The sequence below is a fragment of the Sphingobium herbicidovorans genome (assembly GCF_002080435.1).
In the GTDB taxonomy this organism is placed as follows: domain Bacteria; phylum Pseudomonadota; class Alphaproteobacteria; order Sphingomonadales; family Sphingomonadaceae; genus Sphingobium; species Sphingobium herbicidovorans.
Map to the genome: position 1 here is coordinate 735,752 of NZ_CP020539.1, position 19,258 is coordinate 755,009.

Below are 19,258 nucleotides of genomic sequence, written 5' to 3' on the forward strand. Positions count from 1 at the left end.
CATATCGACTCAGATGTTCCCTTTATGTTCCACTGCCCCGCAAGATTCGTCAAGCGCGATGAATCCTGTTTTTACGCGCCTTGTTCTTCACTCGCTCATAGCGCCAGCACGTGCTGGGTTGCAGGATCCCGAACTCCGCCAAACCAGCGATCAAGCGAGCTGGCGAACAGCGGTTCGGGCGCCGCGGCTTCGAACAGGGTGAGGGAGGAGCGCAGCTTCATCGCATCGATGCTGCCGAACACGACAACGGGGTCGCTGGTATGAAGCTGTTGCAGTGCTCCCACGCATTCCCTGTAGCGGAAGCCTAGCAGCTCGTGTGCAAGATAAGCGTGCGCCTCTTCGATAGAAGCAATGCCGTAATAATGTGCGGTTTGACTCTGCCCTAGGCCCCGCAGCTGCGGGAAGATGAACCAAATCCAGTGCGAGCGCTTCGCTCCTCGTCGGATTTCGCTCAGGGCAGCGGCGTAGCTGCCAGCCTGAGCCTCGACGAAGCGGGCCAGGGTCGCGTCGCTCCTCATCAGAGCATTTCTCCCTGCGCTGGCGGGGCACCGTACACTTGGGTAACCGGCAGACTGCCTTGCGGCAGCCAGCGCAGCACGTCAGCGGCAGCGACAGCCGGATCAACCCACTTAGCCCATTGATGGCGCGCCAGGGGGATGATCTGCCGATAATGATAGGGAGCAACGTCCGGGCCTGCGTCCATGGTCAGCATGGTGAAGGCTTCCTCTTGAGGACTTTCGCGCCAGATGCCAGCGATGCAGAACCAGCGGTGATCGGTCATGGTGAAAAGCCATTTGTCGAGGCGCTTCTGCTTGGGCTCGGCGGGATCAGTGAACTCGTAAAATCCGTCGGCAAGGATAAGGCAGCGGTTCGAGGTGAACTCCCGTCCCTCTGAGCGGAAGTTATAGACAGGCTTGCCCTTGGGACTTGGCCAGCTCCATCTCCGGTTGACCAGCTCCCCTGATCCTCGCTCACCCTCAACAGAACGCACGATCGGCGCAATATCGGTGATCTTGATATCCTCCCGCGCGGGCACATTGGGCTTGCCCTCGGGCATTTTGATCCTGATTTTCAGATCTTCAAAAACCTTGACGATCGAGGCGATGTCGATCTCGAGCCTATAGTCGTTGCACATCGCTCCTCCTTTGCCCTCTACTTGCTCCTGCCCTTCGTTCCCCGTATGTTTTTAACATGGACTCGAAAGCAACGCCCTTTGACTCTGACGCGCGCGGAAGCCAACGCGCCATCATCCGGCGCAATCCGGATGACGTCGAAGTGATTGAGATAATCGAGGCGGCCTGGGGTTCCAGTCCGCGCTTCAGTGACGGCGTGAGCTATGAGTTCATCCGGTCGGAAGGACGCACATTCACCAGCAACCGCTGCCTCCTGCCCGCCTCAGAGTTTCATATCCGCAATGGCGAGAAGAAGTTTCGTGTGCGGCTTTGAGGATGGAAACTTCTTTTACCTCGCGACCATTTGGGAACCTGCGATGGGCGACCGACGGGTCAGCTACCGGATCATTACCGTAGACGGGGACCCGGAGGTGATGCGTTACCAGGAGCGCGATTGCGCAATCGTCCAGCGTCGAAAGGTCATGCAGTGGCTGGATCATAGGGTGCCAGAGGCTGACCTGCTCACGACGCCGGCCGCGCATCTCTTCTCGATCGAGGAAATGCTGACCAAGCCCGTCCAGACGAGCTTGGCCTACTGAGTGGCCGACGGACGGATGGACATGTTCGCGCATTCCCCGCCCGGCGATGATCTGTTCGGGCAGCCGCCTATATCGGGGCTGCGGCAAGAAGAAGAGTTTGTATCGCTGCAGGAGGAAAGGGCGCTGATCGACCGGATCAATGCCTCGAAGCTCTCACCCTTTCGCTTCCAGCAATGGACCGGCAAGCGCCTGACCCACAGCTATGGCTGGAGCTATGATTTTCAGACCGGGAAATTCGCGCCAACCGACCCCGTGCCGGAATGGTTGCGGCCGCTAAGGGCGAGAGCCGAGTGCTTTGCCGGACTTGCGCGGGGCGAACTCGTTCAGGCCCTTCTGATCCGATACGATCCGGGAGCGGGGATTGGGTGGCACCGCGACCGTCCTGTGTTCAGGGATGTGGTGGGAATTTCGCTGGGCGAGGCTGCAACGATGCGATTCCGGCAGCGGAACCGCGACCACTTCAAGCGCGTCAACGTGCCCCTGCCGCCGCGCGGCATCTATCACCTTAGCGGCGAAGTCCGCCACGAGTGGGAGCACAGCATTGCTGAAATGCCGGCACCGCGCTGGTCGATAACTTTTCGAAGTCTCGTATAACGGTAGCATTCTGGCTAACCCGTGAAACCGTTTCTGGATCGCGCCCGGTCAGCGATCCAGAACGATCAGGTTAGCCCATGCTATGCTTCAAGGCACTCGCGCGATCATGACCGCTTTGACGGACTGATATGCGTGCTCGACCCCAGCACGAGATGAGGGATCAAGGTCCGTATCATTGAGAGCAGCCTGAAAACCGGGCGTCTTCCGCTGCGTCCTTGAAGCCCTTCATGCTGTCGAGCGTCGTTTTGATGAGGCTGTTGAGGGTAGATATGGTGCTGTCGGTGCTCATAGCCTGCTCTTGTAAGTGGAATGGCCAAAACGGTCGTAAGACCAGAAGGGTCCGCGGCTTGCCTGCCATCCAGCAGAAGAGGTTCGAAACATTTGTTGATGCTCCGCAATCGATGCCGGTGCGCAATTGGGCCGGGCTGGCGACGCGGCGCTTTCCTGAATCACGGAACCAAGGATACGCCTGAGGATTCCTGTTCAGCAGACCAGGAGAGCATCGATGGCTGATAATAAAAGCAAACGTGGCGGTGCCGATCGGCGGCAGGTAGCTTCGTCCCAAGGATATGAAATAAATTACTTTGCACGTAAACACGAGATTAGTCGGGCTGACGCCGAAAGCCTGATCAAGCGGATCGGAAACGATCGGGTAAAGCTCAATGACGCTGCTAAGAGGCTGAAGAAAGGCGGTTGATCGCGGCAGCTGAGCCACGCCGCTCTCCCCTCAATTTTCTGATCGCGATCCCGAGAGCGTGGCACGCGCATTAATAGGCGTCACCATTTTGGTGAATGGCGTCGGCGTGCGCATCGGCTGACCCCGCGTCGCACAGCTATGTGGGCGAGACGCGGCGCAAGGCTGTCATGTTTGGACCGCCTGCGCGGGCGTATATTTACCGCATATACGGGCTGCACTGGTGCCTCAACATGGTCTGCGCCGATCGTGGAACCACTGTATACGCGCGCTAGAGACGACGCATGGTATCATGGAAATGACCTCACGCAGGAGCACCAGCGACTTACGTCGGCTCTGTTCGGGGCCGGGTCGGCTGTGTCAGGCGTTGGAGGTTGATGCTTCTCTCAATGGAGCGCAGCTCTTCAAGGCCCCCTTCCAGCTTTTCGGTGGAAAAGGGTGGCCCACGGTGGCGGGGAGAATAGGCATCAGCGTCAGCGTGGAAATAATGTGGCGCTTTGGAGTGGGAGGCTCTCCCTTCTTGAGCTGCCCGTTTCCGGCAAATAAAACGCCCTGACTTACCGCGAACGTGCTTAAGCCGCGTTGTGGAAAGCGACATATCCAGTTGTGACTCTGGGTTTCTTCATTTGAAGAAACTCTTCCTTTTGGTTGGTCTTCGGATGAGCCAAACTTTTTCGAGATCCTCCAGCTGTCGCCAGCCAATCAGTAGCCCAGCTGCTTGGCACCATTTGGCCATTCCCCGGTGCCATTTGGTACGCTTGAACGCGGTCATCATTTCCTTGCGCAACGCGAGGATCACTCGAAGCATAGTAGGGGTCGAGGATCTTGCGCCGCTCTTCCCCCTTTGTCCCAACCTAGCAATTACTTCTGACCGCAGGCCGCCGACACTCAAGCGGCGGTCGGAAAAGATCGGGCACCTCATAGCCAATGACCCTGGGTGTGCTGGCGACTGGTCTCGTAACGCCGGTTGGATCGAGGGGCGTATTCCAACGTACGCCGAACCCATCTCCCATTCGCCAGACAATCAAGCCGTCAGCGGGAGGAAGGTTCGGCAAAACAATTCTGACCACTTCACCCGGCTCGAGGCCGTGACGGCATTTGCCGCCCATACCCCCTTCCGAAATGTTGCGCACGAGGATGTCCACCATTCCCAATCGAGGGTGCTGCATCTGGGCTTTGAGCAGCCGGCCTGCTCGTAACGACGAACGCTCATGGGAAATCGCATCGTTCATCCTTCGACTCCGATCAAGCACACCTCGGAGTATGAGTATCATCAGGCGAAGGGCGAACCTACGCACCCACGTTAATCAACAATGGGTTAACTCACAATTTTTGTGTCAACGGCACCGAAAAGCAGAAGCCTTCCTAAAACCACATGTGTTTTCATTATCCACTCGTCACCCGCTGGCGCAGCATCGACAAGGATCGGCGCATGGTCAGGATCTCAGTGGGGGTCGATTGACGACAACTTCATCCCATGACTCCTGCTGACCAAATTGCGGTGCGCTACGACGGACCGATCGCAGATTTCGAGAGGGACAAAGATTGTTCGCTCTCGCAGAGACTTAGATCGGGACGAAACGAGGCGCTGGCAGCGCGACACTCCAGCATGGTAAAAGAGCTTTAAGGCAGGAGCCAAGGCGATGAGCGAGACCATCTCAGAGTACCATCGCAGACGCGCATCCGAGGAAATGGCGGAGGCCGCTATTCACTGCGATGATATCACCGCCGAGCAACATCGGCGCCTCGCCAGGCAACATTTGGCGTTGGCAAGAGAAGCGGAGAAACTGGAGCGGAATGGCCCAGGTAAGGGTGAAAGAGCCCCGTCACGGCCAGCCGAAACGGGGCTGTAATGATTTGGCATTTTACGTCGGCTGGCGGCTCTGCTTCGCTTGATCCTCGCCGCGCGCTTATCGGGTGAACGCGCAACAACAGATGACTGCTATGAGTTCGAGAGCAATAGCTCTCCTGGCTGCGTTGTGGAGTGGAGGAATTAAAAGAAAAAGCGCCAGCTTAGCTGCTAAAGCTCTGAAGGTTTTCTCATCGTGCTTTGGGTTGACTTTGGGTCTTAGCGCTGACGCGTAACCCGCCCTGCGTCTGGAATTCGGTCGAGCTTCCCCAACAAATCATCGAACGCCGCGCCGCGGACTACAGGGAAGTGGCGGCGCAGTGATCGGCGCGACACGTCGATGACGCGGTTTGTCAACAAAGCGACGTGTTCGAGCGCGCCCATTCGCATCCTCCTAACCTGCCAACCTTTGTTGGACACCGAAGTGCCAATGATTCCACCTGCGACATGACATTGCCACGCCAAGGGCTTGGCGACTTTCCCCCTCGCTTCATCGCTTTCATACAGACGTTTGGAACGATGGCGAGCTGCTCTGTGTTTGCACTGCACCTCATGTCCAGGAGAGCAAAATGACAAAGATCGCATCAGCCATTTTCGATAGCCACGCAGAGGCCGAGCGCGCAGTGTCCGAACTTCGGTCTGCCAGGGTGAGCGATAGCGCATTGTCGGTGATTGCGCAGCATGACGGCAAAACCACCACCCGCGATGGCGATGGCGACTATACGGATGATGATCACCGTAACCTGCTGCGCGGCATACTCGGCGGAGGCGCTCTCGGCGCTGGTCTGGGTGTAGCTGCGCTTGCTATTCCGGGCGTCGGGCCATTGGTTGCTGCTGGCGCGATTGCGGCGTCTGCGGTTCCTGGCGCAATGGCGATCGGTGTAGCCGCTGGCGCCGCTGCCGGCTCTCTCAACGAAACGCTGAGGAGCCACGGCGTAGATGATGAGGACGTGGCCTATTACGATGAGAGGATCCGTGGCGGCAGCGTCTTTGTGTCCGTAGACTCGAAGGGGTCGTCAATTGATGCAGATGCCGCGCGTGAGATTCTGTATCGCAATGGCGGGCACAGCTCCTCCCGTGCGAGATCAGCTGCGCAAATCTGAGTTTCACCGAACCAACAGCTTCGGTCAGCCGTTAAGATGTGGCTGGACGCGATTTTTGCCCCCCTAGAAGACGGAGTCCGCCCTGTCATTCGCAGGGGCGGGCTTTCCTTACCTGAGGTCCATCGATCAACCAACCGTAGAGTGTTGCCGAGGGCAGGCTGCCGGGATGCCGCGCAACCAACCTTTCCCACGTTCGTGCCGTCAACGTTGCGGCCGCTAGGTCATGGATGAGGGAAGTCGACAGCGCGCGCCGGGTTTGACCCAGCGCAAGCGTAAGGACGGTGCGGACCCTGGCTAACTGGTATTAGGGTGGTGATTGTTCCACCCTAATCGTTCAGGACTTCGCGCCTTCCGTCAATAGGTCGCTCGGGCAGCTCGGACCGCCCTCGCCAGAGCTGGCGGAGCGCCGCCGCTAAATCAGCTTGGCGGAACGGCTTTGTGAGGCGTGGGAGGTCGGGATCGATCCCCTTGGCGTCCGCATATCCCGACATGATCAGCACTTCCGTCCCGGGGAGCTGCCGCAAGACAGATCGGGCCAGCTCCGTGCCGGTCATCCCTGGCATGAGGTGATCGGTGATGAGCAAATCAGGCTCGATCCCTTCATCGATCAACGATTGAGCTTCGGTCGCCGAGGTGGTGGACTTCACGTTGAAGCCAAGATCGCTCAGCATTTGCGCCGCGGACTCCCGAACCAGGTCCTCATCGTCAACCAAGATGGCAGTGCCTCCGCGGAAGGACGCGATCGTTGGAGCCGGCGCGTCATACCGTTCGATCACGTTTTCACCGCTTGCCGGAAGCCAAATGCATATAGTTGTGCCCCTGCCCGGTGTGCTGTCGATTGTCAGTGCACCACCAAGCTGAGCTGCAAGGCCGTGGGCCATTGACAAACCGAGCCCCGTCCCACGACCCAGCCCCTTGGTAGAATAGAAAGGCTCAATCGCCCGCTTCTGGGTCTCGTCATCCATGCCGGTGCCCGTGTCAGTGACGCACAGGCAAATATAATGTCCCCCGGTACGGTGCTGACCTCATCGTCCACCACGGATGACTGTGACACGGAGACGCGCAGTGTTCCTCCATTTGGCATTGCGTCGCGCGCGTTCACACTCAGGTTCAACAGAGCCATTTCAAGCTGATTGGGATCCGCCACAGCAGCTGGAAGACCGCCCGGGGCATCCACCATCAAGTCGATCTGAGGGCCGAGGGTGCTAGAAATCAGATCAGTAATGCCCGCAACCAGTGTGGAAATATCTACTGGCACAGGTTGAAGTGGCTGACGGCGAGCAAAAGAGAGCAGACGATGAACAAGCGTTTTCGCTCGATCGGCTGATTGAAGCGCAGCAGCGATGAACTTTCGATCCCGCTCGTCACCAAGACCTTTCCTGTCCAATCGATCGAGGGCGCCCATAATCGGGGTTAGAAGGTTATTGAAGTCGTGCGCCACGCCGCCGGTCAGCTGACCCATCGCCTCCATTTTCTGTGCCTGTCGCAGAGCTTCTTCAGCTGCCAGCTGCCTCGTCACATCACGGCTAGATCCGATAATCCGCTCCACCTGTCCATCATCGCCAAGCAACGGGATCAAAGTGGTATCCCACTGTTGCGGATCTCCGGACAGGCGAAAAAACTCGCGATAGTGGTAGATTCTTCGCGTAGCTACGACGTGCCGATAGGCTGCAGTCGCGCGCTCAGCTGCCTCATCCGAGAGAAACTCATCTACGCGTTTGCCGCGGATCTCCTCCAGCTTGAACCCGACTCCCGTTTCATGCGCTGGATTGATCTGCTCAGCGATAAAGGCACCAGCTGGTTCGACCCGGACGACGAAAAGCGGATCTGGCGTGTTTTCGAAATAAGCCCGGTAAAGCAAATCAGCTTCGCGCCTAGCCGCCTCGGCCTCCTGCAGCTCATGCGTCCGGGTCTCAACGCGGGCTTCAAGCGTCGCATTGAGTTCGCGTAGCTGGGCCTCCGCAGAGTTACGTTCGATCACCAGCCGAATGCGCTCGGCCAATTCCTCCATGAACTCGATTTCTTCAGTACGCCAGTGGCGCGGCGTGCGGCCATTCAAATATACGATGGTGTGGAGCTGCCCGCCGCGTCGGAAGGGCACCACGAGAATCGAGCGCGTATCGACGTCACGGGCGGTTTCTCTGGTGAGGGTCTCATCGCTGAGATCAGCCTCAAGAAGATCATCGATGGCGACGGTTCGCCCGGCACCGAGCTCCCCCACGATCTTGACCCCGAAATCAGCGGCGGGAAGGCGGCCAAGCAGCGGCGGCACCGAGCCGTCGGTCCAGCAGACATCGTAATCAAAGACCCCCTCGGCTTGTCTTAGCTCACCAAAGCCGGTGCGCGACACGGAGAAATGCTCCCCCAGTGACACTGCAACCTGCTGTAGCGCTTCTTCGGTGTCTTCAGCCCTCAATATGTCCGAGATACGCAGCCGCATGGCAATTCTAGCTTGCCGCCGCATATAGGCGCTCAGGGCTCGCTCCAACGCCGCGGCGCCCAGAGCCATCAGGAGGATGAATATGGTAAAGGCGCTGATCGCAACAGCGAGGTAAGTCTGGCCCAGTGTCATGCCGCCTTGACCAGCGTCGAAGTGCGTGCGTGCCGTGAATGTCGCTGCCTTCATCCCCGCAAAGTGCATGCCAGCTATTGCGATACCCATCACGATCGCAGCGGCCCCTTGCCGCCCGATCCCATGGTCACGGGATGTCAGCCATAACGCTGCTGTCGCAGCGCTGATTGCGATGAGCGCCGAGATGGCCAGCCAAGCTCGTCCGTAGCTAAGCGTGGCATCCATCCTCATGGCTGCCATACCGGTATAGTGCATCGCGAGCACGCCCAAGCCCATCAGCATACCGGCCGTTATCACGCGGCGGAGGGACAAAAGTCCGCTACTCGCGACTGCGAAACCCGTCCCAGTGAACCCGACCGCTAATCCGAGCGAGAGCAGCGTCAGGCCCACATCATAGTTCATCACCATGCCAGGCATGCTGAATGCCAACATGGCCACGAAGTGCATGCTCCAGATGCCGCCGCCCAAAACAAGTGCTGCAGCCGCAAGCCAGCTCCGTTGCATCTTGCCGCTTGACGCGTGCGCCCGACTAGCCAGGCTCAAGCCAGTAAAAGATGCTAGTATGGCGATCGCGATCGACAGGATCACCAAGCTCAGGTCGTGCGTACCTTGCATTATCATGTGGCCGTGATTTCCACAGGAAGGGACGGATCGCAACAGCTGTGAGTGACCGTGCCAAGGGAACGCCTGTATTTGGCCGGCCCAGCTCGAGCTGGATCGTGACAATAGAATCTGGAACTTCGAGAATGCCATCAACAATGCGCCGGCTCAACAGCGAGGACCAATCGACTTTCCGCTAGGTGCATCATTGTTGCTGTATCGATATGGTTTCATTGCCGCATTAAAATGAAGCAAGTCGCCTAGGCGACTGCTGCGCCTGGCCGCCGGTTCAACGACGTACCCTCGAGTATCGGGGATTAGGAGGCGTGCCGCAGGTGGCGGCACGCCAGAAGCGTCAATGTTGTGTTGCAGGGGAACCGATCGGGACCTTGCGACCCTGATCTACTGTTTCCGATTTCGGGATGCGCACCGTGAGCACGCCATCCCTGAAATCAGCTTGGCAATGTTCCTCGTCCGCGCCCATAGGCGAGGCAATGGACCGTTGGGAGCGTCCATAGAAACGCTCTGACGAACCCTGATCCTTGTCCTCATGCTCGCTCCTCTTCTCGCCTTTGAGGGTGAGCATCCAGTTGTAGAGGGAAAGTTCGACATCCTTTTCGTTCATTCCGGGGAGCTCAGCGGTGATTGTCACCTGGTCTTCACTCTCCTTGACCTCCAGGCTGGGCCAGCCCGGCCCCCCACTGCCAGGTCCACCTCCGCCCAGCATGGGCGTGCGGAAGAAGTCGTAAGCCTGTCTATCTCCCGGCGCAGGTGAGTGAAGGGGATCAGGTCTCTTTCATGATACATCGCAGGCACCGTGTTCTCCTGCCGGCGCCATGGAATGAAATCACGCGTAGCCATGATTCATCTCCTTGGTTTGCTGGCATCTTCGCCACATATTTCCGGCGGCAGCAGGTCATTGTCTTGTCTCGACTTGCTTGCCGTCACTGCCCGTGATCTGCGGCTGCCCCGCGTTGGCGTTCATCCCGCTGATCGCGATCTTGCGAGGCTTCATTGCCTCGGGGATCTCGCGTATCAGCTCAATCGAAAGCACGCCGTCCTTCAGGTCTGCACTCTTCACCTGCACATGGTCGGCGAGGCCGAAGCGACGTTCGAAATCATGTCCCGCGATACCGCGGAAAAGGACATGGCCCTCGTCACCCGCGCCGGGGCCGCGCTCGCGCGCAGCTTCATTGCCGGCACGATCTCGGGCATGAGCCAGAGCGTCGAGAATAGCTTCGGCGAGGTGTTCGGCCAGGGCTACAGGCGGGCGCGCAAATATCAGGGGAGTTTCGGGGTCGTCCTCCAGTCGATGAACGACCTGCTGCTCTTCGGTGGGACAGGACAGGTGATCCTCGAAAATGCCGCCACCCGCTTCCTGCTCCAGGGGTCGACCTACGATCGGGCGGTCGAGAACAAGATCCTCGATTATTCAGGCTTCGTCCTCGATCTCCTGAAGTCGGTGCGCAACAACAAGCCCGATTATTCCGAGGTGTTCATCGACTCGCCGCTGGGTCTTGGCATCGCCCGCCTCGTCGTGGATCCCTTTTCCTACTGGATCAACACCAGCGCGCCACAGGAGGTGGCGGCGTTCGAGGCGCGACTGCGAAGGGGCATGTCGCCACTCGAAGCAGTCTGCGATCTGGTCGGCGTCGATCCGACCGAAATCCTTGGGCCCACCTCTACTGGGGAGCAACTCTGATGCGCGCGCCGCCCGACCAGAAACAGCCCCGCTTCGAATTCGAGCCCGATCCGAAACTGGAAGCCTTCATTGAGGCACGCGTTGCGGCCAAGGCCGAGGCGCAGGCCTTCCAATGGCGCTTCCGGCTTGTGACGATCGAGACGATGATGCTTGGGTTCCTCGTGGTCGCCGCCGGCATCGCGCTTCAGAAGCCACCGTTCCTGATCCTGCGCGCCGCGGTGATGGTGGCCGCAGGCTGCTTTGCGGGCGGCATATTGATCATCGGCATGACCGGAATCGCGGACAGGTCAGCCAAATGGCTGCGCAGTTGGTGGAACCGGCGATGAAAGGCATCCTCAGCGCCACCCCGGCACCTGGGCCGATCCGCCTGCTGGTCGGGACGCAGCTCATGCTGCTCGTCCTCCCTATTCTGGTGCTCGAATCACCCGGCGCCCTGCCTCTGCGCCTTCACGGTCTCCTGCTTGCCGGCTGGGTGCTTGGCGCGTCGGCGCTCATCTGTGCGATCCGTGGTGACCGATCTGACGACCGCCCCTGGTGGAAGCGGCGCCATGATCGCTGAGCCATGTTTCCGCGACCGCGCCCGCCACGCCCTGATCTGCGCGCTAGTGCTGGGCCTTTCCTGTGGGCACCCTACAATCGCGGCTAACTCGACGATTGGCCGCACCTGGCCGATTGCCGAGCCCGACGCTATGGCCGAGATCGAAGCGCGCGCCGCCAAGGCGCCCAGTCTTGCCTCCCGTCTCGGCCCGCGCTCAAGCTGGTCGGCGCTCCAGGCGGCGCCATTGGCGCAGGCCAAGGTAGATCGGGTCCGCAGCCTAGTCCCCTTCTATACTGTGGAGGAAGATATCCGCCTGCCCGATGGCCGGCTGCTCTATCCCAAGGGCTTCACCTTCAACCCGCTCGACTATGTGTCGCTGCCCCAGCGTCTTGTTATCGTCCATCCGCGCGATCTGGGCTGGGCTTTGAAGCAAGCGCGCTTCACGGATTTTATCCTGCTGACCGCCGGCGATGCGCTCGACCTTTCCGAGCGCAGCGGGCGTCCGCTGTTCATCCTGGAGGAACGCGTGAAGGAACGTCTCGGCCTCAGCGTCGCGCCGGTGATCGTCGCGCAGCAGGGCAAGAAGCTCGTCCTCACCGAATATGCGCCGCTCCGCGCGGCGGGCGGGAGCGCGCGGCCATGAGGCGCAGGCTTCTCGGGCGCATGGTGCCGCTCGCCCTGGCGCTGGCTGCCGGCGGCGCCTCCGCGCCCGCCCTCGCCTCCAAATGCGAGGCCGGCACCATCTTCAATCCGATCACCAAGGTACGGTGGAACTGCATCTTTCCGATCACGATCGGCGGCGTGCGCGTCGGCAGCTTCGACAAGCTCGACAAGGCGCTCGATGCCCAGTCCGCCTCCAAGCCACTATGCGCCTGCCGCAAGGGCGCGAACTTTCGGTTCGGCGTGAAGGTGAGCTTCTGGTCACCCAACCGGATGATCGATGTCGTGACCGAGCCGGGCTGCATGATGGCGCTGGGTGCCGATCTCCTCCCTACCGGCGGCAGGCTTCAGGGCAGCCAGTCCTCTATCGCCGACGGCACCAACAGCCAGAAGTTGTTCGCGCAGATGCATTATTACATCTCGCCGGTCTGGAAGATGCTGGACATGTTCACCGACCTCCCCTGTACGCAAGACGACGGGTTTGACGTCGCGATGATCACCGAGATACTGCCGACCTGGCAGTCCGGGACATTGGGGGCGATCATCCAACCCGAAGGGATCCTGTTCGGCAATCCCGCAGCGGGTCTCGCCTGCATGGCCGACAGCGCCGCGGCAGCCGCCGGTAAAGTCATTGATCCGTTCTTCTGGTGCATGGGAAGCTGGGGCGCCACCTATCCGGTCGCGGGCGACATCCCTTTTGGTGACAGTGTGGAAGCCTGGGCGGGCCTTGCTGCGCGCGGCACCTTCATGATGGGGCGGCTCGGTGCGCTCACCATCTCCTCGGCCGACGGCTGCTCGTTCAAGCCCCAGCCGATCTGGACCAAGAGCCGGTACAAGCTCCAGATCATGGAACCGGTGAAGGGCGGCAAATGCGTCAACATCGGGCGCCCCGGCGCGCTCTGGTCCTCGGGCAAACATGCGCCCGGCAAGGACAACGCCCAGTTCATGTCCTTTGAAAAGGTGATCTGCTGCGCTGGGGTCTCGACCCCATGAGCAAGTCCCTTCCCCCAAACCCCGCAGCGACCCGGCTCCCTGCCCGGTCTGCCCGCCAAGGCCATGTCGGTCCGGCCGGACGCTGCGCGGGCGGAGCGGCGCCGGCGCCATCCAGCGCCGCTCCAACAACCCATTCTCCCCGTGCCGCTTTGGAAACGCATGGGGAGAAGGTCGGCACGGCCGGATGTACCCCCGGCGAGCGAGGCTACCCCCCTCTGCCGGAAGCCCCGTTCGCTTCGGCCGTGCTGACCACCATTAACGGAAGTGCCACCTTCCAGTGCCTGTCGGCACCGCCCGACGTTGCCGGGCTTCGCCCTTTGTTCCGGCTTCGCGCGGTCTCGCGCTCCCGCGCCTCGGAGGATGAGGCTTGAGAAGGAGCCTAATCTCCTCGATCGCGATGCTCACGGCACTCGCCACACAACCGGCCTTCGCGCAGGATATGGACGCGAGAGCGCGGGCGGCAGCGGCGGCCTCGCGCGCCAAATCCGGCGACAGCGATGCGATCAGCAACAATTATCTGACGCCGGGTCTCGCCAACCAACCCGTCAGCACGGTCGACAACAGCCGCAGCTTCACGACCAATCTCGCCTGCCGGCAGAGCGCCACCATGCTCGAAATGCTGATCCAGCCCGGCATGACCGGCGACATCACGCATCTCTCCATTTCGCGGGACAAGGATCTGGACGGCAGCTTCGACAGCAGCCTGACCCTCTCGGTCCCGGTTTCAGGGATTTGCGCCAATGGCGTCATCTCCTGTTCGCCCGGAAGCTGGAACCAGTGCCAGAGCTTCAAATGGGAAATCGGCAGTAGCGGCGATCTCAAGCTCAGCCAGGTCGATCTACCGGACCTATCCGGTTGCTATTGCGTCAACGCCAGCTGCGGCGTGAACCTGGTCGCGGGCAATCTCTCCTCGGTGCTGAAGGATCTCGGCGGCGGGGTCATCGGCGCGCTGACGACCGCCGATCCCCGGATCGCGGTCGCGCAGGCCAGTATCGACGGCCTGATCATCCGCTATGTCGGCGCGCAGACGACCGCCTGCACGCCCTCGCCTGCGGTGTCCGCGACGAGCTATCGCGCCAACCCGACGGCGATCAGCGGCGATGCCTATGCGGCATCGCAGGCCAATTCTTTCTTCACCGCGCTGGCGGCCTCACCGGCGGGGAATGGCAAGGCGCAGGAAACGAGGTCCTGTACGATCGAGCGCGAGATCAACGTCAAGGCCTGGGACTTTACCGATATCGTCTCGGCCAGTGGCTCGATCACCTCGACCAGCAGTTGCGGCACGGGATGCCTCCGCTTCCAGATCCGGGGTGCGGGAAGCTGCGGAAGCAATCCCCCCATCTATACGGTCACTTTCAATCCGTTGCTGCCCCGCCGGATCGTCTCGGCGCGGATCATCGAGATGGGCGCGGACGACTGGGTTCAGGGGCGGATCAACGGGCAGGTCGTGGGGTCCGCCGGCAAGCGTCTGTGGACAGGCGATGGCCTGCCATCGGGTGACTGCCGGATCAGCGATGATCCCTGGTATAACCGCACGCCCATCGATTTTACCGACAAGCTCAGGTCGGGCGCGACGTCGGTCAGCGCGCGGGTGCGCGGCGGGGGCGGCGGAAATTGGGGCACCATCACCGCCGAAATCCAAGTCGACACGAGCTGCGAGGTCAGCGAACGGCTGGTCGACCTGTGCGCCGGCTATGCCGGTGATCAAGCCTGCCGCCTGGTGCAGGAAGATGTGGACGGCGTGCAAACGGTCCGCAATGGCGTCGTCACGGGCCTTAAACCCCTGCCCCTGACCCGCCTGTTCGGCACCGGCAACTGCACTTATCAATATAGCCGCGACTTCTTCCTGCGCAGGCGCCGCTATGCCTGCGTCGTCGATACGTCGGGCACCCCGCAGCCCGATCTTGCCCGCGCAACCTATATCATCGACCATTCGACCGAGACGATGCTCGCCGACCAGACGAGGACAAGCGATGGCTCCCTCGTCCAATCGTCTCGCGCCTTCGCGCTCCCCGATCGTCCGGCGGTCGCGGCCTGCGAGTCCATCTGCAAAACCCGCGCGCCCAGCGCCAATAGTGGCGTCGCGCCCGCTGGCACCGTGGCACAGAAACAGAATGTGCCCGTTGGCTGGGACAGCTTCTATCATGTCTGCTCGGCCGACAATGTCTGCCCGCTCGGCGATGGCGAGGAGATCGTCTCAGACTGCGGTTGCCTCGATGATTTCCCCGAGGCGGTGGTCATGATGCAGACGGTTCGGCTCGCCGGTTCCGATCTGGCCTGCACCGCGGTTGCGCGATGATCCGCCGCCTCGCCCCGGCTCTCGCGCTCGCCTGCGCCCTGGTTCCGTTCACGATGGTCGCGCACGCCCATGCCGCGCAGATTTGCGTGGTAGACCTAAACGGCAATGGCGATGCCGCCGATGAAGGGGAGATGGCGCAGTGCCTGGCAACCACGGATGGCGGCGCGCTCTGTCCTATCGGCGCGGTCGATTGCGTGGCCGACGCGCAGGGCGCCTATGCCTGTCCGCTGGGACCAGGCTATGCTTGCAAGACCTCGACCTCCCGTGCGGTGCCGGCCTGCTCGCCCCATAGCTGCATCGACACGTCCGCCACGCCGATCGAGAATGAAGAGGTCGTCGACGATCCCGGCGCGCCGGGGGATGGCCCGGTCGATGCCGGCGGCAATTGCCTCGGCACCATCGAGATATTCGGCGGACGGGCGCTGCGCTGCCGGCCGCCTGGCGCCAGTGTCACCTTCCAGAATTGCTGCAAGGACAAGGGCAAAATTGTGAAAGACGGGATGGGCGGGTCGCTGAGCTCCATCACCACCAAGATCGCGATCGCCAAGGGCGTCTTCACCGGCATGAAAGCGGCCTATACCGCCTTCAAGGCCGGAGCGACCGCAAGCGAAGCGGCCTCAGCGGGCGCCCATGCGATCATCGTCGGCATCGATCCCACCTCGATCGCGATCAGCCTTGCCATCAATTACATGATCGAGGTGCTGCTCCAGGGCTGCGACCAACAGGATATGGAGACCGGCATGCTGCGCGGCTCTGGCATGTGCCATGAGGTCGGCACCTATTGCGCGTCGAGGATCCTGGGCATCTGCATCCAGAAGGCACGGGGCCATTGCTGCTTCAACACGAAGCTGGGCCGCATCATCCAGGAGCAGGGTCGTCCCCAGCTCGCCGCCTTCAGTAGCCTGGGCTGGGGCACGCCCGACCATCCCTATTGCCGGGGCTTTTCCGCAGAAGAGTTCCAGGCGCTCGATTTCAGCCGGATGGATCTCAGCGAATATTATGCGGACATCGAGGCCCGCGCCCAATCCGACATCCAGATCGACATGAAGGAAAAGATCGATGCCACGCTCAGCATCATCCATCCCTGACCTTTTGCTGCGCGCCGGCGCCATGGTCGCGCTCTGCGCCGCCCACGCGCTAGCGCAAGGCGGGCGGACCGTAGGAGAGCCCCAGCCGGCCGAACCAGACAAGCCCGCCCCAGGCAAGCCCGCTATATCTGTCCCTACCGGCATCCCCGAACCATCGCAGGCGATGCGCCGCCGGGCGTTCGAGGCGATGCGGCAGAAGGGGCGCTTTCCCGACATCGAAGCGCGGGCGCGCAAGGATCGGGAGGATGCCGCGCAGCGCCTGGTTGCCAAGCATGATGCCGTGCAAAGGCGCCTTTACGAGGCCCTAGGGCTAGCTGCGCCGATCGATGCGGCGAAGCCGAGGGATGGACGGGCTGCGCCTTCGGCAAAGGGCTGGATGCCGATGCTGTTCGCCTCCTCCTCCATGCCGCTGCAGACCCTGCGAAATTACGCTTCGCAGCTTGAGACAGTGGGCGGGGTCATCGCCTTTCGCGGCGTTCCGGGGGCATGAGCAAGATCGGCCCGACGGCGAAACTGACGGCGCAGATCCTGCGCGTCGATCCGGGCTGCGAGGGGCCGGCCTGCACGATGCGCAACGTCCAGCTCATCGTCGACCCGATCCTCTTCCGCCAGCATGGCGTCAATCAGGTCCCTGCCTTCGCCATGGTGCCGGGCGATCCCACCCTTCCCTATTGCGAGCGCGACGAGGAGGTCGCGCCCCGCGCCAGCCATATCGTCTATGGCGACGCGGCGCTTTCAGGGCTTCTCGAAGAATATGCCCGCCTCGGCGGCAGGGAGGAGGTCCGCGATGCTGCGTCTCGTCTGTCTCTCCGCTAGCCGCCTCTGGCCGGCTTCCAAGGCCGTGCCCATGCAGGCGGCCCGCGCGCTGGGCGGTGCGATCGGCAACCAGCCTGCCGACAACAAGCGCCTGGCCCTGAATCTCGCAATCGTCCTGCCGGTCGCGACCCTCACCTGGCTTGGATTGCCGGGTATTACCCTGGTCATGAGCCCGTCGATCGACGCCTGGGCGGTGCGACGCGCGCCGGGTCCGATCCATAAGGGGGATCTCGTCGCGTTCATGCTCTCCCATCCGATCGCGGGACCAAAGCCGGTGAGCGTCACCAAGCGCGCGCTTTGTCTTCCGGGCGAGCGGCTCCGCGAGATCGAGCGGATGTCGATCGACGGGCGCGAGGGTACTCGTAGCTGGTATTATTGCGGCCGCACTTTCCTTGGGGCGAGTCGACCGTTCGGTCGTGATGGTCGGCCACTTCCCCATCTGCGCTGGGGCGATCGGCCGATCCCGCGCGGCTTTATTTATGTCGGCTCCGACCATGCCGGGGGCTTTGACAGCCGCTATTTCGGACCGGTCCGGCTCGAGCGCCTCACCCGCATGGAGCGCATCCTGTGACGCGCGCCCTCGCCCTGCTGGCCTTGGCCGGCCTGCTGCTCCCGGCGCCAGCCCAAGGAGAGGACACGATCCGCCAGGGTTACTGGTGGTATCGCGCCAAGCTCGATCCCACCGGGACTCCGCCCGATGAAGTGCCGCCAGCCCCGGTCATCCCGCCCATGGCCGAACTCGCGCGCTGGAGTCCGCCCCGGATCGCCAAGCTGATCGCTGACCAGCGCGATTATGCGGCAACCGTCCTTACCGTTGAAGCGGTGTCCGATTTCTGGCGGCTGGAGGATTTCGCGAGGCGCAAGGCCCGCGCCTTTGCCGGCGTCACTCAGCTGGCGATGCTCGCCCATCCCGAGCTCAGCGCCAAGTCGGCCAATCCGATGATCGGGGATGCGCGCGATGCGCTGGGGGCACAGAAGGATGCTGTGCGCCGCGCCTATCTGCGCTCTCGCAGCCCTGAGTTCGCGCTCGTCATGTTCTCGCGTACCTCCTGCGGCTATTGTCGGGTGCAATGGCCGATCCTCCAGCGCTTTCAGGAGGAAACCGGCTGGCAGATCATCCGCGAGGACCTTGCCCGGCGGCCCGACCTTGGCGTCCGCTTCGGCGTGGAGGTTACGCCCACCACCATGGTCATCCGCCGCAATTCCGCGCAGCGCATGGTCATAGCCAATGGCGTCGAGGCATTCCCGACGCTCATCCAGACCGCCTATCAGGCGGTGAAACTGCTATCAGGCGATATCAGGCCCGAGCAATTCCTGACCGGCGCCGGCGAGGAGAATGGATTTTTCGACGCGCTTGCCAATGGTCCGGTCGCGGCCGCTGATCCCATGGCGAACCCAGGCGGTGTCCGCCCATGAGAGCCCTCCATCTTCGAGCATCGATCGCGCTGCTGGGCGCGCTGCCGCTCTCGGTCCATGCGCAGGCGGAACAACGCGCGCCTGATAGGATCCAGGCGGCCCGCGCTGCGATCCATCCGGTGTCCACCGCCAGCGAAATGCAGAGCTGGCTCGCCCGCGTTCCCCGAACCGTAGATTATCCTCCGGATTTCGAGGTGGCGTTGACCGGTCAGGGACCCGCGTTCATCATCGAGATGAGTACGGCGCCCGGCTGCCTCCCCTGTGGCGATCTCTGGACCAAGCTGCTTGCGCTCAAGACGCGCTATGGGCTGACGGTCCGCCCGATCGGCAGGGGCGAAGCGATGCTCCGCTCGGGACGGCTTGGTCTCCCCTGGATCGGCCATCCAGTCGTCTGGCTCCGCCCCGTATCCGACGAGGCGCGCATCCTGCCGATCGCGATCGGGACGGATCATCCGGCCAATCTCGCCCGCAACATCTATCTCGGGCTCAAGATGCAGACCGGCCTGCGGGCCGCGGTCGGCGTGCGCGCCATGGCGAAGTTCACCGGCATTGTCGCGGGCGGTTCCGCCTCAAGAGAGCGGAATCGGAACTGATCGTGCAGGCAGCCTCAATCATCGACATTT

At 61.8% G+C, this 19,258-nt stretch carries 23 protein-coding genes and 4 pseudogenes; 18 read left to right on the forward strand and 9 right to left on the reverse strand.

Annotated elements, in window-relative coordinates:
• Positions 1-95: 95 nt before the first annotated feature.
• The gene (locus B6S01_RS18135) at positions 96-518 is read right to left on the reverse strand and encodes a DUF1810 domain-containing protein (RefSeq protein WP_037469214.1); all 423 of its coding nucleotides are present in this window, start codon (positions 516-518) and stop codon (positions 96-98) included.
• Positions 518-1,135, reverse strand: a complete 618-nt coding sequence (locus B6S01_RS18140) for an SOS response-associated peptidase family protein (RefSeq protein WP_037469216.1) — start codon at positions 1,133-1,135, stop codon at positions 518-520. Before B6S01_RS18140 ends, B6S01_RS18135 begins: the two co-directional genes overlap by 1 nt.
• A 56-nt stretch (positions 1,136-1,191) precedes the next feature.
• On the opposite strand from B6S01_RS18140, the gene B6S01_RS21760 reads away from it, so the two are divergent.
• The 3 genes from B6S01_RS21760 to B6S01_RS18150 are packed head-to-tail and all read left to right on the forward strand — an operon-like array spanning position 1,192 to position 2,305.
• Complete coding sequence (locus tag B6S01_RS21760) at positions 1,192-1,446, forward strand: hypothetical protein (protein ID WP_231568090.1); 255 nt, start codon at positions 1,192-1,194, stop codon at positions 1,444-1,446.
• Positions 1,415-1,711, forward strand: a complete 297-nt coding sequence (locus tag B6S01_RS18145; protein WP_231568091.1) for an SOS response-associated peptidase family protein — start codon at positions 1,415-1,417, stop codon at positions 1,709-1,711. The genes B6S01_RS21760 and B6S01_RS18145 overlap by 32 nt, the downstream gene beginning before the upstream one ends.
• Positions 1,712-1,732: 21 nt before the next feature.
• Positions 1,733-2,305, forward strand: coding sequence for an alpha-ketoglutarate-dependent dioxygenase AlkB (locus B6S01_RS18150; RefSeq protein WP_037469259.1), 573 nt, complete (start codon positions 1,733-1,735; stop codon positions 2,303-2,305).
• 172 nt (positions 2,306-2,477) lie between these two features.
• Here the strand turns inward: B6S01_RS18150 and B6S01_RS22265 are convergent, their stop codons facing one another.
• Positions 2,478-3,020, reverse strand: a complete 543-nt coding sequence (locus B6S01_RS22265; protein ID WP_456114816.1) for a hypothetical protein — start codon at positions 3,018-3,020, stop codon at positions 2,478-2,480.
• 149 nt (positions 3,021-3,169) lie between these two features.
• Between B6S01_RS22265 and B6S01_RS22035 the strand changes: the two genes are divergently transcribed.
• Positions 3,170-3,274, forward strand: a complete 105-nt coding sequence (locus B6S01_RS22035; RefSeq protein ID WP_269319840.1) for a DNA-3-methyladenine glycosylase — start codon at positions 3,170-3,172, stop codon at positions 3,272-3,274.
• A gap of 23 nt (positions 3,275-3,297) precedes the next feature.
• Positions 3,298-3,555, forward strand: coding sequence for a DNA-3-methyladenine glycosylase (locus tag B6S01_RS22040; protein ID WP_322788881.1), 258 nt, complete (start codon positions 3,298-3,300; stop codon positions 3,553-3,555).
• 298 nt (positions 3,556-3,853) lie between these two features.
• On the opposite strand, the gene B6S01_RS21180 is transcribed toward B6S01_RS22040, so the two are convergent.
• Together B6S01_RS21180 and B6S01_RS21445 are read right to left on the reverse strand one after the other, a co-directional pair.
• Positions 3,854-4,231 (reverse strand): PilZ domain-containing protein, encoded by a 378-nt coding sequence (locus B6S01_RS21180; protein WP_157704837.1) that lies wholly within the window; start codon positions 4,229-4,231, stop codon positions 3,854-3,856.
• Positions 4,232-5,067: 836 nt separating this feature from the next.
• Complete coding sequence (locus B6S01_RS21445) at positions 5,068-5,232, reverse strand: hypothetical protein (protein WP_169802879.1); 165 nt, start codon at positions 5,230-5,232, stop codon at positions 5,068-5,070.
• Between the two features lie 185 nt (positions 5,233-5,417).
• Here B6S01_RS21445 and B6S01_RS18180 point away from each other — a divergent pair, with 185 nt between their 5' ends.
• Positions 5,418-5,951, forward strand: coding sequence for a hypothetical protein (locus B6S01_RS18180; protein ID WP_051908594.1), 534 nt, complete (start codon positions 5,418-5,420; stop codon positions 5,949-5,951).
• 326 nt (positions 5,952-6,277) lie between these two features.
• Here the strand turns inward: B6S01_RS18180 and B6S01_RS22270 are convergent.
• The 4 genes and pseudogenes from B6S01_RS22270 to B6S01_RS20890 all read right to left on the reverse strand — a co-directional run.
• Positions 6,278-7,962, reverse strand: a pseudogene (locus B6S01_RS22270) (ATP-binding protein).
• A gap of 30 nt (positions 7,963-7,992) precedes the next feature.
• A pseudogene (locus B6S01_RS22275) lies at positions 7,993-9,276 on the reverse strand (MHYT domain-containing protein); the annotation flags it as partial.
• A 202-nt stretch (positions 9,277-9,478) separates the two neighbouring features.
• Complete coding sequence (locus tag B6S01_RS21780) at positions 9,479-9,775, reverse strand: Hsp20/alpha crystallin family protein (RefSeq protein ID WP_231568093.1); 297 nt, start codon at positions 9,773-9,775, stop codon at positions 9,479-9,481.
• A 264-nt stretch (positions 9,776-10,039) separates the two neighbouring features.
• Positions 10,040-10,279: pseudogene (locus B6S01_RS20890) on the reverse strand (Hsp20 family protein); the annotation flags it as partial.
• An 87-nt stretch (positions 10,280-10,366) separates the two neighbouring features.
• Here B6S01_RS20890 and B6S01_RS18205 point away from each other — a divergent pair.
• The 12 genes and pseudogenes from B6S01_RS18205 to B6S01_RS18255 all read left to right on the forward strand — a co-directional run.
• Positions 10,367-10,825, forward strand: a pseudogene (locus B6S01_RS18205) (TraC family protein); the annotation flags it as partial.
• Complete coding sequence (locus B6S01_RS18210; protein WP_037469230.1) at positions 10,825-11,151, forward strand: hypothetical protein; 327 nt, start codon at positions 10,825-10,827, stop codon at positions 11,149-11,151. The pseudogene B6S01_RS18205 and the gene B6S01_RS18210, both read left to right, overlap by 1 nt.
• Positions 11,148-11,384, forward strand: a complete 237-nt coding sequence (locus B6S01_RS18215) for a hypothetical protein (protein ID WP_037469269.1) — start codon at positions 11,148-11,150, stop codon at positions 11,382-11,384. The genes B6S01_RS18210 and B6S01_RS18215 overlap by 4 nt, the downstream gene beginning before the upstream one ends.
• Positions 11,374-12,006 (forward strand): conjugal transfer protein TraW, encoded by a 633-nt coding sequence (locus tag B6S01_RS18220; RefSeq protein ID WP_037469233.1) that lies wholly within the window; start codon positions 11,374-11,376, stop codon positions 12,004-12,006. Before B6S01_RS18215 ends, B6S01_RS18220 begins: the two co-directional genes overlap by 11 nt.
• Before the next feature lie 20 nt (positions 12,007-12,026).
• Positions 12,027-13,016, forward strand: coding sequence for a TraU family protein (locus B6S01_RS18225; RefSeq protein ID WP_037469237.1), 990 nt, complete (start codon positions 12,027-12,029; stop codon positions 13,014-13,016).
• A 397-nt stretch (positions 13,017-13,413) separates the two neighbouring features.
• Positions 13,414-15,315, forward strand: a complete 1,902-nt coding sequence (locus B6S01_RS18230; protein WP_051908601.1) for a hypothetical protein — start codon at positions 13,414-13,416, stop codon at positions 15,313-15,315.
• Positions 15,312-16,403 (forward strand): conjugal transfer protein TraN, encoded by a 1,092-nt coding sequence (traN, locus tag B6S01_RS18235; protein ID WP_037469241.1) that lies wholly within the window; start codon positions 15,312-15,314, stop codon positions 16,401-16,403. Before B6S01_RS18230 ends, traN begins: the two co-directional genes overlap by 4 nt.
• Positions 16,375-16,893, forward strand: a complete 519-nt coding sequence (locus B6S01_RS22195) for a TrbC family F-type conjugative pilus assembly protein (protein WP_409372961.1) — start codon at positions 16,375-16,377, stop codon at positions 16,891-16,893. Before traN ends, B6S01_RS22195 begins: the two co-directional genes overlap by 29 nt.
• Positions 16,890-17,219, forward strand: a complete 330-nt coding sequence (locus B6S01_RS21955) for a TrbC family F-type conjugative pilus assembly protein (RefSeq protein ID WP_409372962.1) — start codon at positions 16,890-16,892, stop codon at positions 17,217-17,219. The genes B6S01_RS22195 and B6S01_RS21955 overlap by 4 nt, the downstream gene beginning before the upstream one ends.
• Positions 17,191-17,790 carry a S26 family signal peptidase gene (locus tag B6S01_RS18245; protein ID WP_037469243.1) on the forward strand — a complete coding sequence of 200 codons (600 nt, stop codon included), beginning with the start codon at positions 17,191-17,193 and terminating at the stop codon, positions 17,788-17,790. Before B6S01_RS21955 ends, B6S01_RS18245 begins: the two co-directional genes overlap by 29 nt.
• Complete coding sequence (locus tag B6S01_RS18250; RefSeq protein WP_037469244.1) at positions 17,787-18,635, forward strand: conjugal transfer protein TraF; 849 nt, start codon at positions 17,787-17,789, stop codon at positions 18,633-18,635. The genes B6S01_RS18245 and B6S01_RS18250 overlap by 4 nt, the downstream gene beginning before the upstream one ends.
• Entirely contained in the window at positions 18,632-19,228 is a 597-nt protein-coding gene (locus B6S01_RS18255) for a hypothetical protein (protein ID WP_037469246.1), read from the forward strand. The genes B6S01_RS18250 and B6S01_RS18255 overlap by 4 nt, the downstream gene beginning before the upstream one ends.
• Positions 19,229-19,258: the final 30 nt, after the last annotated feature.

What these genes read in the sequence shown, in the direction of transcription:
- B6S01_RS18135 (WP_037469214.1), bottom strand. Translation starts at nt 518, where the DNA reads ATGAGGAGCGACGCGACCCTGGCCCGCTTCGTCGAGGCTCAGGCTGGC.
- B6S01_RS18140 (WP_037469216.1), bottom strand. Translation starts at nt 1,135, where the DNA reads ATGTGCAACGACTATAGGCTCGAGATCGACATCGCCTCGATCGTCAAG.
- B6S01_RS21760 (WP_231568090.1), top strand. Translation starts at nt 1,192, where the DNA reads ATGGACTCGAAAGCAACGCCCTTTGACTCTGACGCGCGCGGAAGCCAA.
- B6S01_RS18145 (WP_231568091.1), top strand. Translation starts at nt 1,415, where the DNA reads ATGGCGAGAAGAAGTTTCGTGTGCGGCTTTGAGGATGGAAACTTCTTT.
- B6S01_RS18150 (WP_037469259.1), top strand. Translation starts at nt 1,733, where the DNA reads ATGTTCGCGCATTCCCCGCCCGGCGATGATCTGTTCGGGCAGCCGCCT.
- B6S01_RS22035 (WP_269319840.1), top strand. Translation starts at nt 3,170, where the DNA reads ATGTTTGGACCGCCTGCGCGGGCGTATATTTACCGCATATACGGGCTG.
- B6S01_RS22040 (WP_322788881.1), top strand. Translation starts at nt 3,298, where the DNA reads ATGACCTCACGCAGGAGCACCAGCGACTTACGTCGGCTCTGTTCGGGG.
- B6S01_RS21180 (WP_157704837.1), bottom strand. Translation starts at nt 4,231, where the DNA reads ATGAACGATGCGATTTCCCATGAGCGTTCGTCGTTACGAGCAGGCCGG.
- B6S01_RS21445 (WP_169802879.1), bottom strand. Translation starts at nt 5,232, where the DNA reads ATGGGCGCGCTCGAACACGTCGCTTTGTTGACAAACCGCGTCATCGAC.
- B6S01_RS18180 (WP_051908594.1), top strand. Translation starts at nt 5,418, where the DNA reads ATGACAAAGATCGCATCAGCCATTTTCGATAGCCACGCAGAGGCCGAG.
- B6S01_RS18210 (WP_037469230.1), top strand. Translation starts at nt 10,825, where the DNA reads ATGCGCGCGCCGCCCGACCAGAAACAGCCCCGCTTCGAATTCGAGCCC.
- B6S01_RS18215 (WP_037469269.1), top strand. Translation starts at nt 11,148, where the DNA reads ATGAAAGGCATCCTCAGCGCCACCCCGGCACCTGGGCCGATCCGCCTG.
- B6S01_RS18220 (WP_037469233.1), top strand. Translation starts at nt 11,374, where the DNA reads ATGATCGCTGAGCCATGTTTCCGCGACCGCGCCCGCCACGCCCTGATC.
- B6S01_RS18225 (WP_037469237.1), top strand. Translation starts at nt 12,027, where the DNA reads ATGGTGCCGCTCGCCCTGGCGCTGGCTGCCGGCGGCGCCTCCGCGCCC.
- B6S01_RS18230 (WP_051908601.1), top strand. Translation starts at nt 13,414, where the DNA reads ATGCTCACGGCACTCGCCACACAACCGGCCTTCGCGCAGGATATGGAC.
- traN (WP_037469241.1), top strand. Translation starts at nt 15,312, where the DNA reads ATGATCCGCCGCCTCGCCCCGGCTCTCGCGCTCGCCTGCGCCCTGGTT.
- B6S01_RS22195 (WP_409372961.1), top strand. Translation starts at nt 16,375, where the DNA reads ATGCCACGCTCAGCATCATCCATCCCTGACCTTTTGCTGCGCGCCGGC.
- B6S01_RS21955 (WP_409372962.1), top strand. Translation starts at nt 16,890, where the DNA reads ATGAGCAAGATCGGCCCGACGGCGAAACTGACGGCGCAGATCCTGCGC.
- B6S01_RS18245 (WP_037469243.1), top strand. Translation starts at nt 17,191, where the DNA reads ATGCTGCGTCTCGTCTGTCTCTCCGCTAGCCGCCTCTGGCCGGCTTCC.
- B6S01_RS18255 (WP_037469246.1), top strand. Translation starts at nt 18,632, where the DNA reads ATGAGAGCCCTCCATCTTCGAGCATCGATCGCGCTGCTGGGCGCGCTG.